Genomic DNA, 14,559 nt, shown 5'->3' with positions numbered 1-14,559 from the left:
TCTTACTATATAAACTATGAAAATATGAAAGAGAAAAGGAGGAACGAAAGTCATCCTTCTCTCGCCTACCTAAAAAGGTTTATCTGGTTTTTAACCATTCTGTACTTTCTTTTTGAGCTTTATCCAACGCTTCTTTAGCACTTCGTTTTCCTGTTAATGCAGCCTCAATCTCTGAAGTTAAGATAAAACGAGGTTGTGCCGCTGCCCAATGATATCTAGGTGTATAAGGTGTACTCATTGCTTTAAAAACCGGTCCTAATATGTCTTCATGATTTTTTACACTTTCCCATTCAAGTGCCGATTTGACAGATGGAAATGCTGCACCTGTTTCATAAAAATATTGCTGGGCAAAATCACTTGTTGCAAACTTAAGCCATTCCCATGCCAATTCTTTGTTTTCACTGGACTTGGCAATTGTGATTGGACTACCGGCAAACATTCCGCCTTTTCCTTCTTCATTCTTAAATTCTTGGGCAATGGCAATACGGTCCTCTAACCCTTGTGCCTCTATTTGCTTCACTAACTCTCCAGGACCAGTGTTTAACATAATGGCAATATTGTTGTCTTTTGTCATCCACTTCTCATTGCCTTGGTTACTTACAATGCCCTCAGGTGCTAATTTCTGCATCTCAAGCAACCACTCTAGACCTTTAAGCATTTCGGGTGAATTAAACTCAAACTTCACTTCATCCCATGCAAAACCTGATCCCCATTTCCCACCTAGACCTTCAGCCGCGTTAAGCAGGGTAAATGCGGAAGACCAATCTCCTCGGAACCAAATCCCATAGTTTTGTTCACCTGTTACAGGGTTTTTACCTGTCATCTTTGCAGCTTTTTCACTAATTTCTTCCATCGTTGGGTTTTCAGAAAGATATTCTACCCCCCAGTCATCAAATAACTTTTTATCATACGTAATAAAGCGTGCATCTCCGAAAAATGGTAAACCAAAAATCTCCAATTTATCACTATCAGGACCTAACGCTTTCCACCCATCAAGTTGTTGATCAATAAAAATATCTGCACTAAACTCGCTATCCTTATCAATAAATGGTTGCAATGGTTCTAATAAACCTTGTGGTGCAAAGTCTGCGATACCAGGCATTTGGTAAACATCTGCTTCACCAGAAGTTAACATAGCCTGTGTTTTTTCTGTATACCCTTCCCAAGGCATAAGGATAAATTCAACCGTTGCACCAGGGTGTTGTTTTTCAAACTCTTCTTTTAAGACTTGTAATCCAGTTGTTTTTACACCCGTAATTGGATCTGTTGAATCCTCCATGGAAAAGTCGCCAATCAGTTGAACTTTTATTTTTTGACCTGCCCATTCCCCATCTGCTTTTCCTGCATTACTAGAGCTAGAATCTGAGCTACAACCAGCCAGAGCTGTAATTAATAAAAGCATAAGTGCAAGTGTTAAAGATGAACCTTTTTTCAGTAACATTTTCAACATGATCTTACCTCCTGATTATATATAAAATATATAGAAAACTCTCCCCAAAATTAAAGCTTACTCCCCTTTCACCCCACTTAAGGCGATACTTTGTATAATGTATCTTTGTAAAAACAGATACAGAATAATAATTGGCAGAACACTTACGGTTGCTAATGCCATTGTAAGTCCACCTAAATTCGTTCCATTCTCTAAGGAAAAACTAGCTAAATAAAGCGGTACAGTGTGTAAATCTTGATTCGTTAAAACAACCAATGGCCAAAGAAAGTCATTCCAACTCCAGATAAATGCTAAGATCACCATCGTAGCGGCAATTGGGCCGGAAAGAGGAAAGTAAACTCTAAAGAAAATCTTAAATTCCCCAGCCCCATCAATTTGAGCTGCTTCTCTTAATGTGTCTGGTAATTGGTCAAAAAACTGTTTACAAAGAAAAATAAGCATTCCATTAATAATAGATGGTAATATTAATGGCCAAAACGTATTTAGTAAATCTACACTGTTAAAAAGCTTATATAGTGGAATTAACCGCGGTTCCAATGGGATCATTAATGTACAAAGGACAATTACAAACAAGAGTTTTTTCCCTTTGAACTTCCCCTTTGAGAATGCGTATCCTGCTAAAAGAGAAGAAGATACAGTGATGACAACTGAAGTAATGGTGACAATTGCTGAATTCATATAGGACTGTATTAGTTTTCCGTTTTCAAAAACAATACCAAAGTTGAAACCTGTTGGTTCTTCAGGAATTAATCGTGGCGGAAATGGCATCGTTATATTTGCCGTACGATCGAACCCCACACTCACCATCCAGGCGAATGGAGCCATTAGGAGTAAACCAAAAAATAATAGAATGATAAATTTACAGAACAACTTTATTTTTTCAGCCTTCTTATAAGACATCGTGCTATTCATCTATTTCCCCCCTTTTTTATAGCTTCATATTTGAAATTTTTAAATTAAGAAACGTAAAGGCAAGAATAATCATAAACATGATGTATGTCGCAGCTGAAGCTACCCCAAATTCAAACCCGGTGAAACCTCGTTCATATATAAACGCTCCCATTGTTTGAATCGATCTCGCAGGACTTCCATTCGGTCCGCCTAAAACATAAACCTCATTAAATCGTTGCAGTGCTCCAATCCACCCGGTGATCAATAAGAAAGCAAATGTTCCTGCCATATTAGGAACGGTAATATACAGCCATTGCTGAAAACCACTAGCTCCATCTATTTTCGCTGCTTCGTACATCTCAGTTGATATTGCTTGCAAATTCGCCAGGCAAATAATAATAACAAAACCAATCCAATGCCAGACAGCTAACAAAATGACTGCCCATTTAGAGGTTGACGGATCTGCTAACCACTTTGGTGTTGGTAAGCCTAATGTGTCTAGTGCATAGTTTACAATCCCCATTTCGGGATGCAGGACAAAAGCAAAGATCATTGCTGCGGCAACAATTGATGTTACGTTTGGCAAAAAGTAAATTACCTTAAAAAAGTTCTGCCCTCTCGGTGTTGAGTTTATTAATGATGCAAAAATAAACCCTAATGGTATCGTGATTATGATTTGAAAAATCCCAATATAGAAGGTGTTCCAAACAGAATTCCAAAACGGACCTGATGTCAAAACCGTCTTAAAGTTGTCAAGACCAATAAAATGTTCTATTGTCCCATTTGATTGATAAAAACTTAACCTTAAAGATTCGAAGATAGGATATACCATAAAAAGTAATATTCCTAGAAAACTTGGAATCAGGAAAATATACCAAGTCAATTGTGGCCTTCTCTTCTTTGATTTAACAAACTTCAACCCAGTGCTATTATCTGTATTTGCATGAATCTCCAAGTGGTGTTTAGCCATATATTTCTCCTTTCTTGAAAAGACTAACCTCATCAAGGTTTGACAACGCTTACAATTTTAGTCTAGTAATGATTCTAGTTGGTTCATCTTGTATTATTGTAGGTGGGACAGGATTCGCAATCTTTAGGATCGATTCAATAATTTTTTCAATCATGAGTAGTGAACATCCATTCACCTCTTCTCTATGTTTCATTTTATTTGATAATCAACTATTTAGCTTTATTCTTATCAACCCCTTACCATACTCCCTTCTTAATTCCTATTTGTTAATAAATTATAACTTGGGTAATGTCCTAAAAGTTGTTGTATAATAACCAAAAATATCGCTCTATTGTTCTAGGGCTCCCTTATAAATGGTCACTAAAAAATTGATATATTAGTGCAATTGGTCATATAGTGAGGTAACAACTTGTCCCTTCTTTCTGGATTTAATGTAAGTCTTGTAAACCCATCAAGCCTTAGATTTCAAGTGACCTATGTTTGCAGTTTTAGGCTATTAAATAATTGAAGTTTTCACTATATATAATTTGACAATTTATTCGGAGGGGAGATCATGAATCATTTATTTGAACAAATTGATCTAAAGCCGTTTCATTGGATTTATCGAAGGGTTCATGAAAGGAATTTTCAAGGTTTTTATCACTGGCATCAAGGCTGTGAATTATTATTTGTTTATCGTGGTCAAGGACGAGTCATTGTGAACCAGCAGACTTATGAAATTAAAAAGGGGATGCTTTTCTTTTTTCAACCCTTCCAATTGCATAAGGTAAATGTTGAGGTATCCCCCCAAACTCCTTATGAGCGCAGTATCCTGCACTTTGATCCACTGTCACTTGGGAAGAACACTTCGCACTTATTCCCTGGGCTTAGTGCCCTTTTAAAGCAATTACAAAATGGTGTAAATGAGCCTCAAGCATTTGATTTAGAAGATGCCTATCAATACATATACGAAACATGTGAGATCTTTAATAAATCGTTACAAACAAGCCACTGGGAAGAGGATAGTCAGCTTTTTCTCATGCAATTGCTATCTTGTATTCGTTCAAATATTCACAATGTTGAGCTAGATACAGCAGCTAATAAAAACTTTCGTTCGCTTTACTATTCAGAAAGGATCATGCAATGGATCGAAGAGAATTATATGGAGCACTTTGACTTGGGACAATTATCGGATGAGCTTCATTTATCAAAGGCTTATGTCTCAAGAGTATTCAAACGTGAAACGGGGAGCAGCTTAACAGAATATCTTACGATTCGAAGAATCAAGGAAGCTTGCCAATTACTACAGATGACCAATAAACCGATAGAATTAATTGGAGAAAGCGTGGGCTTCGGGAGTGTATCATATTTTATCCAATTATTTAAAAAGATGGTGGGAACTACTCCACACCAATATAGACTTTCTCATCAGATGAATCAAAAATAGTACTAGATTTGGTTTTTTAGAACCATTGTTCTAGCCTGGGGTTTTCTTTTGAATAAAAAACCCTAAGGCTATTGACGTATTCATTATAGAGATTAAATCGGCATTTACATTAAGGGCCGTCAGCGCTGAATTTTTAATCCTAAAGCGGATTTATTTCAATAGATTGCCAATCTATATCTCATTCTAAAGTTCTAAGCTTCTCAGCAAGCTCTTCTAGCTGCTTGCGCTGCTGTATACGATAGTGCCGGCCTTCCTTTTGTAAGTAGCCTTTTTCGCAAAATTGTGAAAGGACATGCAATAGATGGCGATAGGATACGCCTAAAAAATCACAAACCGTAACGTGCTTTTCTTTATAAATCTCTTCATCGGCCGTTTGCAAAATAAAATCTGCTAATCTGTTTTCTAGCGGGAATGCAAGGCTTTGTGAGTACTTTGCAGCCATTTTTGTTGCTTTGGAACTTAGGAACTTGGTTAATTCACGTAAGAATGTTGCATCTTCCAGCATTTGTGAACGGCAGTGGTGAAAAGGAATCGCAAAGCAAATCGTCTTCGTTGAGGTTTGAATCCCCTTTGTATAGTAGACTTCGTGTAATAATTCCATTTCCCCGATGTAATCATTCTCATTGATAAAATTAAGTAAGGAAACTTTCCCATTTTGATGTGTTACATAAATTTTCGCTTTACCTTCTATGACATAAAATAAAAAATCAGGTCTCTTTCCTTCTTGAATCATCCATTCACCGCGTTTATATTCACGGACTTGTACAAACTCTTCTATAGGAAAAGAAAATAAATGTCTAATAGAATATTTCTCCAAATAGTGTTGTCTTTGCTCTTGTTTATAAATTTTCATCCTTCACCTCAAAATATGAGATTTCTCATATTATAGTTCGTATCTCCATGATATCATACAATCATGTAAACGATGGAGGGAAACAAAATGAATACACACAGCTGGATGAGTAAACGTTTTTTTAGTTTTTATATGACTTGGGGCATTTTTCTTCCTTACTGGACGGGATGGATGATTATTGAAAAGGGAATTACAGTCTCACAAGCTAGCTTCATTATGAGTCTGGGTTTAGTAGTAAGAGGGCTTTCTACATTATTTGCATTTCCTTATTTATCAGGAAAATTTAGCAGCAAGACCCTATTAAATGGAATGGGGATCGGTACACTTATAGCCATTCTATGCTATATTCCAGCTAATTCCTTTACGAGCTTACTTGTTGTAACGCTTTTACTCCATATATTTTATCCAACCTTGATGCCTGCTTTAGACAGTGCGGCTGGATATCTAGTTCAAAGGAAACAATTAAAGCATTACGGAAAAAGCCGTTCATGGGGGTCCATCGGATTCGTAGTGGCTGGTACGATCTTAACGGTCTTAACGGGGGCATTTGGAGATCAAGCCATTTTATGGGCACTGCTACTAGGTATATCGGTGTTCATTTTTCTAATTTGTTTACGTGCACCGGTGCTTTTATCTGAAAAACCGCAAAAAGATCGAACAAAAAAAGGCGGTATGCTGGAATTATTTCGAGTCAAGCATTTTGGTTTAGTGTTGACCATTGTCATTTTACTGCAAGCAGCACACGCCTCTTATTACAACTATGGCTACATTTATTTACAAGAAATTCATGCACCAAAATATTTAATCGGCGTCATTATCAATATTGCCGTGATCGCTGAAATCATATTCTTCTTAATTGCAGACAAACACTTTCAGAAATTTTCTGTTGGTTCCTTATTAGCATTGGCTGCACTAGGTTCAACGGTACGTTGGATTCTCATTTTTGCTTTTCCAAATGTCATTGTCTTTAGTATCGCCCAAACATTACATGCCTGCTCATTTGCAATGGGACATTATGCCTTTATGAAATACTTAATCAAACATATTCCACAATCACAGATTCCTAAAGCGCAAGGCATATATTCTGCACTGGCACTCAGCTGGAGCACGGCAGTATTTACGATTTTGGGTGGTTATTTATACGAAATTGAGCCAAGATATGCTTTTATCGGGATGATTTTATGTACAATCCCATCCATGCTATTTGCCCTTCTTTATCGGAATTTAGATCGGAAAAGGGATGCTAATGTTTCTTTAGTTCGTAACGAAACGATGATTGATCATTAGGAAGATCATAAAAAGGGCTAGAACATGATTGTTCTAGTCTTTTTATGATGTATAAAGGGCTATTTTTCTACAACTTTAGGCGAAGAATTTTTCCGTTATCTTCGATTATAAGGATTTATCAACGATAATTTCATTTTATCTTCGATTTGAGCAAATTTATCTTCGATTATTGTCATTTATCGACTATTTTACAAAATCCGTCAAATTTCGCGCGATGGAGTAAACCTTGTATTATCCTTTTCTACTGATTTTTCTCACTTCTTACTTAGCTGTGTCCTGACTACTAAAAGCCGTTCCCTTTAAGAAAACGGCTTTTTGTTTGTACTTTTTTTCTTACCTATTTCCAGTCACTTTCCTTTAGAAAAAGATAGCTCATTATCCTATAAAATAAGCGAATATGGGTTTTCTAAATAATAGATAACTCTTGCCAGAAATTCAGCGGCTGGTGCTCCATCAATGATTTGATGGTCAAATGTTAAGCTTAATGGGAGTTCTTTGCTCTGAACCACTTGGCCTTCTTTATCCAAGGTAAGTTTGTCTTGAAGACTTCCTACTCCTAAAATACCAGATTCAGGAGAATTTAAAATTGGAGTAAAGTATTCGACACCGCTATGGCCTAGATTCGTAATGGTAAATGTTGACCCGGTTACTAGATCGTTTGCAAGGCTTCCTTCTCGTGCAGCTTGTGTAGTCTTTGTGATGTTTCCGCTTAACTCCTTTAAGCTCATTTGGTGAGCATTCCGAATAACGGGTACCATCAGGCCATCAGATATGGCCGTTGCCATTCCAAGATGAACTTCTTCAAAGGTTTGGAAGCCATTTGTATCCGGTTCATACCAGCTATTCATATCAGGATATTCTCTTAATGCTAGAATCGTTGCTTTGGCAACACAAACAGTTAAACTAAGACTACCAGCGATTTCTGTTTCGGTAAGATGATTTTTTATATTCTCTTTAAACATCATAAATGCAGTTAAATCAGCTTTTCGATGGATCGTTAATTGGGCCGATTGAGCTAAACTATTTCTCATTCTTTTGGCAATAACCTTACGCATTCCCGTGAGTCCAGTACCAAGATTTCGGTCAGCTGGGTTGACCGGGAAAGAATGGATTTCCACCGCAGGGGCTACTTCCTTAGAAGAAGAAATTTCGTAAGCCTCTATATCTCTTCTAGTAATCCGATTATTTCCACCTGTACCTTTAACCAAAGCAAGATTAATATTCTTCTCTATTGCTAATTTCCTAGCAAGTGGACTTGCAAAAATACGTCCAGTGTGCGATTCGATTGGTTTTTCGGCCGGAATCAGATTCTTCTGTTCCTTTTCTTTTCTTTGTAATTTGGCTTCCGGGGCTTGTTCGACAGGTTGAGATTGGGTTGTTTCACCTTCTTGAGCCACAATGCCAATTACTTCTTTAACTGGTACTTCAGCCCCCTGATGGGCAATGACTTTTACTAACACCCCATCTGCTGGTGCTTCTACATCCATCGTTAATTTTTCAGAACTAATCGTGCAGATCGGCTCTCCCTTTTTAACAGGTTCGCCTTCTTTTTTGTACCATTCATCCACATTTCCACTCGTCATCGTTAACCCTAACTTAGGCATTAAAACATCTGTTGCCATAATTAATCACCACCTTAGACTAAGATTGTCTTTTTTAAATCAAAGATCAGTTCATCCGCTACTTTTAACACCTTATCTGCATTTGGAATGTACAGATCCTCAAGATTTTTTGCAAATGGCACAGGTGTGTTCGGTGCACATACACATTTAACTGGGGCATCTAAATAATCAAACGCTTTATCTGAAACAACACTTGCAATATCAGTAGCTGTATTATTGTGTGGATTCGATTCATCAATGACAATTAATCGGTTGGTCTTCTTAACAGAATTGATTACAGTCTCTTGATCCCATGGTGCCACTGTTAACAAATCAATGACTTCGACTGAGACACCTTGCTCTGCTAAACGATCTGCTACCTCCTCTGCTACATATAACATTTTTCCGATTGAAACGATCGTTAAGTCCGTACCTTCTCTTTTCACTTTTGCTTTTCCAATTTCAACCGTATAATGTCCTTCAGGCACTTCACCTTTGAGACCATATATGGTTTTATCTTCTGAGAATACAACGATGTTATCATCCTCAATAGAAGCAAGAAGCAATCCTTTTGCATCGTATGGATTGGAAGGAACAACAACTTTGACTCCTGGAATAGAACCAAGAATCCCGTAATAACACCCTGAATGCTGTGCTGCAGCTGAAGCACCAGCACCATGATTTGTTCGGACTGTCATTGGAATCGTAGCTTTGCCCCCAAACATATAACGCATTTTCGAACCTTGTCCAAGGATAGTGTCAAAGCAGAACCCCAGAAAGTCATTAAACATTAATTCCGGGACAGGTCTTAAGCCTGTTGCTGCAGCCCCTACTGCTGCGCCCATATAACCCATTTCAGAAATTGGTGTATCGATTACGCGTTCTGTTCCGTACTTTTCTACGAGCCCTTTCGTTAAGCCGAATACACCTCCCCAAGCTCCTGTTTCATTTAAGTGCTCAACGGTCGCACCACCTGCTATATCTTCTCCAAGCAGGATCACTCGTTCATCTTGAGCCATTGAGATATCTAACGCCTCATTAATTGCTTGCATCATTGTGATTTTTCTTTCCATTTCCCAACACTCCCTTTGTATTTATTAAGCAAATACATCTTCATATAAAGATTCTGGTCTTGGCTCCGGACTTTTCTCTGCAAATTTTATCGCTTCAATGATCTTTTCTTCCGATACTTTTTCAATTTCATCTGCTTCGATCTCTGTCATGAGATTTCGTTCAATCGCCTGCTTGCGGAAAAGGGTAATACAATCTTTTTCAGCAAGCTCTTTTTCTGCTCCATCCAAAGCTTTATATTTTTGTTCATCTCCCTCAAAATGACCATAGTTACGATATGTGACACATTCAATTAACGTAGGTCCTTCCCCGTTTCTGGCACGTTTTATCGCTTTTTCCGCTTCCTCATAAACTTCAAACAAGTCTTTTCCATCCACTCTAACTCCAGGCATGTTATACGCTGCGCTTCGTTCAGCAATTGTTTTTGAACCTGAAGCATAGGATTGTGGTGTGGCTTCTGCAAACAAATTATTTTCACAAACGAAGATAACAGGCAGTTTCCAAATGGACGCTAAATTAAGTCCTTCGTGGAATGTTCCCTCATTGGCCGCTCCATCTCCGAAGAAGCAAACAACGACAGAATCAGTTTTTAAATACTTATTCCTAAGTCCTGCTCCTACAGCGAGCGGAATCCCTCCGCCAACCATTCCATTTGCACCGAGCATGCCTTTATCAATATCAGCAATATGCATGGAACCGCCTTTCCCTTTACAAAGTCCGGTTTCTTTCCCATAAATTTCTGCCATCATTCCATCTAGATCGCAGCCCTTGGCAATACAATGTCCATGTCCTCGATGTGTACTTGTAATGTAATCGCTGTCACTTAAATGTGCACAAAAACCTGTTGCAACAGCTTCCTCACCGGCATATAAGTGCACAAATCCAGGTATTTCACCTCTCGCAAATATATCGTGGACTTTGTCTTCAAATTGACGAATTTCATTCATTTTTTGGTAGATCCATATTGCATCCTGCTTTTTCATCGTATTTCCTCCTCTTTTTTATTCGTGAATGGCTTTAAACAACATACTTTCAGTTGTTTCTCCAATCGTTTCAGACAGGTTTGGGTGTCCATAAATAAGGGTGCTCAGTTCCTCAATTCTGCCTTCTGAATGCTTCACAGCTAGTATTTGATTCAGTAACTCGCTTGCATTTGCCCCTACCACAACGGCCCCCAAAATTTCATGATCATTCTTTTCGGAAATGATTTTGACAAAGCCGTCAGTTTCATCCATTGCGATTGCTCTACCATTTGAATGGAAAGACATTTTCTTCGTGATTACATCATATCCTTTTGCCTTCGCCTGCTCCTCATTAAGGCCAAAGGAAGCAATTTCAGGGTGTGTGTACACACATCTAGGAATTTCATCTTGATGTAATGTTGGATGTTGTTCATGGAGAATGGCTGAGACAGCTGCTAATCCTTCTTGACTTGCCGCATGTGCAAGCTGATATCCTCCTATGACATCACCGATTGCATATACATGATTTTTACTCGTTAAATAGTTGCGATTTACTTTTATAAATTTCTTGTTATCATCTAATTCTAAATGTAAGTTATGAGCAATTTCGATATTGGCTCTTCTACCTGCTGCCACAAGCAGAGTTGTATAAGGAATCTTTTGATCTTCTAAATCTACATCATCAGGTGTTACTTCAAGAATGTTAGCCTTTGTATAGTAAGCGATTTCAAGTTGGTCCATTTTCTTTTTTATTTGTTCACGAGCATCGGCATCTTCTGTTAAAAGTATGTCATCTGCTACTTCAACTACAGTCACCTTTGTGCCAAGAGGAGCCATCGCAAACGCTAATTCAATTCCAATTACGCCGCCGCCAATAATGATTAGATCTTTAGGTTGTTCTTTCAGATTAAAAAAGCTATCTGTCGTATGGTACGAGACTTGGTCTAGCCCCTTGATCGGTGGAACAAAAGGTCTGCTTCCAGTAGCAAGGATGATATCTCTTCCCTTGAACTGTTGATTATTTACCACAACAACCAAGCTTTCTAATACAGTTGCTTCCCCTTTAATCAAGGTGATATTGTTTTTTTGCAACAAATATTCGATGCCATGAACCAATGTCCCGACTACTTTATCTTTGCGTCCAACAAGTCTTTCATAGTCAATATGTTGTACTTCAGCTGATATGCCATAACGATTCGCTTTTTTTATGTTGGCAATCCATTCACTGTGCTGCAAAAATGTCTTAGATGGAATACAGCCAACATTTAAACATGTGCCACCTAAAGACGATTTTTCGATGATCGCAACTTTCTTCCCTTTTTGTGCTGCTCTGATTGCTGCGACATACCCGCCTGGTCCGGCGCCAATGACAATTAAATCAAAGTGCTGCAAGATTCCTTCCCTCCTATCACTTAAAATACGACTTTTACAATATGTTTTGGATTGAAGACATCAATAACTGTTTATTGATGATCTCATTAACTATACTTGCAATTATCGTGCCAATTTCAACACCCACTTCTAAAGGGGATTTTATAAAAGGAAAAATAAAAAATGCGACAATCGTTTCAAATCGTCGCATTTTGGATCATTTTAATTCAACTTATATTTATTGATTTTACGATAAAGAGTGCTTTTTGACATGGAGAGTTGTTTGGCGGTTAAAGGGATATTGCCATTGTTTTGAATTAAGGCATTCATAATATTTTCTTTTTCTAGCTGTTCCTTAAAATTGATGTTTTTGCTGCTAGTCTCTTGAAGCGGTGTAAATAACCCGCCTTTATGAATCAGCTGCACTAACTGTTCCCTAGTTGGTGTCCTTTCTCTGTAGTACACATGACACCTTTCCAAAAAGTTATTCAATTCACGTATATTTCCATTCCATTGGTTCTGTTCTGCTACTTCAATTAACTCTTTTTCCCATACAGGATACCAATTGTTCGTGGCTTCAAATGACTTTATGAACTCCCGGATATCCTCTTTCCGCTCTCTTAAAGGTGGAATATGAAGTGGACAAACATAAACACGATAAAACAAATCTTCTCGAAATTTCCCATTCATGACCAGGGATTTTAAATCTTGATTGCTTGCTGTGATGAGTCTAAAATTCAGTTGGATTTCTTGGGTACCACCTATTCGAGTCAGCTTCTTTTCTTGAAGAACGCGCAACAGGTCAGACTGCATTGAAACCGGCATATCTTCAATTTCATCGAGAAACAAGGTTCCATGATTGGCTTGCTCAATTTTTCCTTGATAGCCATTAGCGTTTGCACCTGTAAAAGCACCCTTTTCGTAACCGAACAATTCACTTTCCATCAAATTCTCCGGTATGGAACCACAATTAACACTAACGAGTTTCCCTTTCGAAAACGGACTGTTAGCATGGATCGTTTTTGCCAACACTTCTTTCCCTGTCCCAGTTTCACCAAACAAATGGATAGGTGCTGAAGTAGGAGCCACGATTTTTACTTCTTCTAATAATTCATGAAATGTTTTACTTCGCCCAGCTACATATGGAAATTCAAACGTTTGATCTGCTACTCTTTGTTTCAAGCCATGTACAAAGTAGCCGATACAGGCACCTTCTTTCAAAATTGGTTCCTGCTTTCCTATAACCCACTCATTCTTTGTTATATCATGGAGTTTTTTTCCTATATATAAATCAGGCTCGTCTATTAGTTCAGAGGATAAATGTAGAATCGTCATTGAGGAGTCGCACAAAATACCAGGTTGTTTTCTACTAGAGTAATATTGCAACATATACTTTTGCTCTTCATATGCCTTTCTTTGTAATGCTTCAGAGATATAGTCTGCAATCAGCTGAACCCTTACGAGAAAATCAATTTCCTTTGGATAATGGGCAGGCATCGATAAGTCTACTACCCCTTTCACTTGCTCATCAACTCCAAATATCGGTGAAGACACACAGCTCCACCTTTGAGAGGCTTTAGCAAAATGCTCGTACCCATGGATGATATTGGCCTCTTTTGTTCGCAATGCCACTCCAATTGCATTCGTACCAACAACAGACTCCGTCCACTGGGAACCTTGCCAAAACCCAATATCTCTCGCAATTTCCTTCAATCCCTCATGGCCTGATTGCCATAAAATATACCCGTCAGCATCCGTTAGGACGAGGATAAACTCTATATTTTTAAACAGCATACTAAAGCGGTCCAAACTTCTTTTAGCCAATGAAATCAACGTCTCATTTTCTCTTAATCTCGTTTTAAAATCACTTGCCGTAAGAATTCGGTTGCCAATTCCTTTATTCGGGTTTACATTAAACTTTTTACTTAGCTTCCAAGAATCAAGAATGATCTTATCAATATTAGTCGGATCCAGTTTATTTTCATGTATGTACTTCTCCCACGTTTGCCGAATCTCCAAACTCATGTACACCCCTCCTTTGTATCCCCTTTCATTATATAATTGTCGCGGGTTTGGTTCAATTATCGAAGTAGCCAACTTTTATCTTTTATAGTAAAACAATGTAAATTACTAAAAATCCTTGAAAGGCATTTAGCCAATCAAGGTATATATTTAAGAATTAGATTTTTTCATTTCTTCAAACCAAAGATCAAAAATATCATCAGGTAACAGTTCATCATTATTCGAATAAACTAAATCATATCTATATTTCCCTTTTAAACTGTTTTGTTTTACATTATAATGTAATTTCATTTCTGTAGGCATTTCTTTATTAAACTCTTTACATTTTTCATGAATAAGCTTTAAATTTTGATTACCAATTCTTAGTGCAGCCTTCTGTCTTTCTCTCGAAACATCGTAAATTGGATTATGTTGACTTTTCAATTCTATCGAAGCCTCATTTAGTTGATGTTTATGGACAATCTCTCCATTAATTCTATAGAAAAAATCAAAAACATACATATTGGGTTCATATGAACAATAAATAAAGATTTCTTCCGCTTTATTATCTACATACTCTAAACAAATAGCCACCATATCAGTTTCTAATTCTGAAAAATAATCCTCAAATATCTTCACATAATCACTCCTGGTTCTGCAAACTAATAAACCTATG

The 14,559-nt window shown here is 37.6% G+C and carries 12 protein-coding genes; 2 read left to right on the top strand and 10 right to left on the bottom strand.

The window, feature by feature from the left end:
* Window positions 1–79: 79 nt before the first annotated feature.
* Genes AC4GZ8_RS22080 through AC4GZ8_RS22070 form a run of 3 tightly spaced genes read right to left on the bottom strand, consistent with a single transcriptional unit; the run spans window position 80 to window position 3,311 of the window.
* The gene (locus AC4GZ8_RS22080) at window positions 80–1,450 is read right to left on the bottom strand and encodes an extracellular solute-binding protein (RefSeq protein WP_491084067.1); all 1,371 of its coding nucleotides are present in this window, start codon (window positions 1,448–1,450) and stop codon (window positions 80–82) included.
* A 57-nt stretch (window positions 1,451–1,507) separates the two neighbouring features.
* Window positions 1,508–2,362, bottom strand: a complete 855-nt coding sequence (locus AC4GZ8_RS22075) for a carbohydrate ABC transporter permease (RefSeq protein WP_491084066.1) — start codon at window positions 2,360–2,362, stop codon at window positions 1,508–1,510.
* Between the two features lie 16 nt (window positions 2,363–2,378).
* Window positions 2,379–3,311: a carbohydrate ABC transporter permease gene (locus tag AC4GZ8_RS22070; RefSeq protein ID WP_491084065.1), complete on the bottom strand. Its 933-nt coding sequence runs from the start codon at window positions 3,309–3,311 to the stop codon at window positions 2,379–2,381.
* 553 nt (window positions 3,312–3,864) lie between these two features.
* On the opposite strand from AC4GZ8_RS22070, the gene AC4GZ8_RS22065 reads away from it, so the two are divergent.
* Window positions 3,865–4,737, top strand: coding sequence for an AraC family transcriptional regulator (locus AC4GZ8_RS22065; protein ID WP_491084064.1), 873 nt, complete (start codon window positions 3,865–3,867; stop codon window positions 4,735–4,737).
* Between the two features lie 178 nt (window positions 4,738–4,915).
* Here AC4GZ8_RS22065 and yeiL read toward each other — a convergent pair whose 3' ends face one another.
* Window positions 4,916–5,590: a transcriptional regulator YeiL gene (yeiL, locus tag AC4GZ8_RS22060; protein ID WP_491084063.1), complete on the bottom strand. Its 675-nt coding sequence runs from the start codon at window positions 5,588–5,590 to the stop codon at window positions 4,916–4,918.
* 87 nt (window positions 5,591–5,677) lie between these two features.
* Between yeiL and AC4GZ8_RS22055 the strand changes: the two genes are divergently transcribed.
* Window positions 5,678–6,877: an MFS transporter gene (locus AC4GZ8_RS22055; protein ID WP_491084062.1), complete on the top strand. Its 1,200-nt coding sequence runs from the start codon at window positions 5,678–5,680 to the stop codon at window positions 6,875–6,877.
* Between the two features lie 380 nt (window positions 6,878–7,257).
* Here the strand turns inward: AC4GZ8_RS22055 and AC4GZ8_RS22050 are convergent, their stop codons facing one another.
* The 6 genes from AC4GZ8_RS22050 to AC4GZ8_RS22025 form a co-directional block, all read right to left on the bottom strand.
* A complete protein-coding gene (locus tag AC4GZ8_RS22050) occupies window positions 7,258–8,499 on the bottom strand; it encodes a dihydrolipoamide acetyltransferase family protein (protein ID WP_491084061.1) in 1,242 nt (413 codons plus the stop codon).
* A gap of 14 nt (window positions 8,500–8,513) precedes the next feature.
* Window positions 8,514–9,551, bottom strand: a complete 1,038-nt coding sequence (locus tag AC4GZ8_RS22045; RefSeq protein WP_175639249.1) for an alpha-ketoacid dehydrogenase subunit beta — start codon at window positions 9,549–9,551, stop codon at window positions 8,514–8,516.
* A gap of 24 nt (window positions 9,552–9,575) precedes the next feature.
* Window positions 9,576–10,532, bottom strand: a complete 957-nt coding sequence (locus AC4GZ8_RS22040) for a thiamine pyrophosphate-dependent dehydrogenase E1 component subunit alpha (RefSeq protein WP_491084060.1) — start codon at window positions 10,530–10,532, stop codon at window positions 9,576–9,578.
* Between the two features lie 18 nt (window positions 10,533–10,550).
* Window positions 10,551–11,906: a dihydrolipoyl dehydrogenase gene (gene lpdA, locus AC4GZ8_RS22035; RefSeq protein WP_491084119.1), complete on the bottom strand. Its 1,356-nt coding sequence runs from the start codon at window positions 11,904–11,906 to the stop codon at window positions 10,551–10,553.
* A 198-nt stretch (window positions 11,907–12,104) separates the two neighbouring features.
* Complete coding sequence (locus AC4GZ8_RS22030; protein WP_491084059.1) at window positions 12,105–13,907, bottom strand: sigma-54-dependent Fis family transcriptional regulator; 1,803 nt, start codon at window positions 13,905–13,907, stop codon at window positions 12,105–12,107.
* Between the two features lie 147 nt (window positions 13,908–14,054).
* Window positions 14,055–14,522 (bottom strand): DUF600 domain-containing protein, encoded by a 468-nt coding sequence (locus tag AC4GZ8_RS22025; RefSeq protein WP_491084058.1) that lies wholly within the window; start codon window positions 14,520–14,522, stop codon window positions 14,055–14,057.
* Between the last annotated feature and the right edge of the window lie 37 nt (window positions 14,523–14,559).

The sequence above is a fragment of the Metabacillus sp. RB-C-LZQ-3-1 genome (genome assembly GCF_058315175.1).
This window is presented reverse-complemented; position numbering and strand designations above follow the sequence as displayed.

Bases quoted from the DNA above. Each gene is read 5' to 3' on its own strand.
- AC4GZ8_RS22055 (WP_491084062.1), top strand. From the start codon at position 5,678: ATGAATACACACAGCTGGATGAGTAAACGTTTTTTTAGTTTTTATATG.
- AC4GZ8_RS22030 (WP_491084059.1), bottom strand. From the start codon at position 13,907: ATGAGTTTGGAGATTCGGCAAACGTGGGAGAAGTACATACATGAAAAT.
- AC4GZ8_RS22065 (WP_491084064.1), top strand. From the start codon at position 3,865: ATGAATCATTTATTTGAACAAATTGATCTAAAGCCGTTTCATTGGATT.
- AC4GZ8_RS22075 (WP_491084066.1), bottom strand. From the start codon at position 2,362: ATGAATAGCACGATGTCTTATAAGAAGGCTGAAAAAATAAAGTTGTTC.
- AC4GZ8_RS22070 (WP_491084065.1), bottom strand. From the start codon at position 3,311: ATGGCTAAACACCACTTGGAGATTCATGCAAATACAGATAATAGCACT.
- AC4GZ8_RS22045 (WP_175639249.1), bottom strand. From the start codon at position 9,551: ATGGAAAGAAAAATCACAATGATGCAAGCAATTAATGAGGCGTTAGAT.
- AC4GZ8_RS22080 (WP_491084067.1), bottom strand. From the start codon at position 1,450: ATGTTGAAAATGTTACTGAAAAAAGGTTCATCTTTAACACTTGCACTT.
- yeiL (WP_491084063.1), bottom strand. From the start codon at position 5,590: ATGAAAATTTATAAACAAGAGCAAAGACAACACTATTTGGAGAAATAT.
- AC4GZ8_RS22050 (WP_491084061.1), bottom strand. From the start codon at position 8,499: ATGGCAACAGATGTTTTAATGCCTAAGTTAGGGTTAACGATGACGAGT.
- AC4GZ8_RS22040 (WP_491084060.1), bottom strand. From the start codon at position 10,532: ATGAAAAAGCAGGATGCAATATGGATCTACCAAAAAATGAATGAAATT.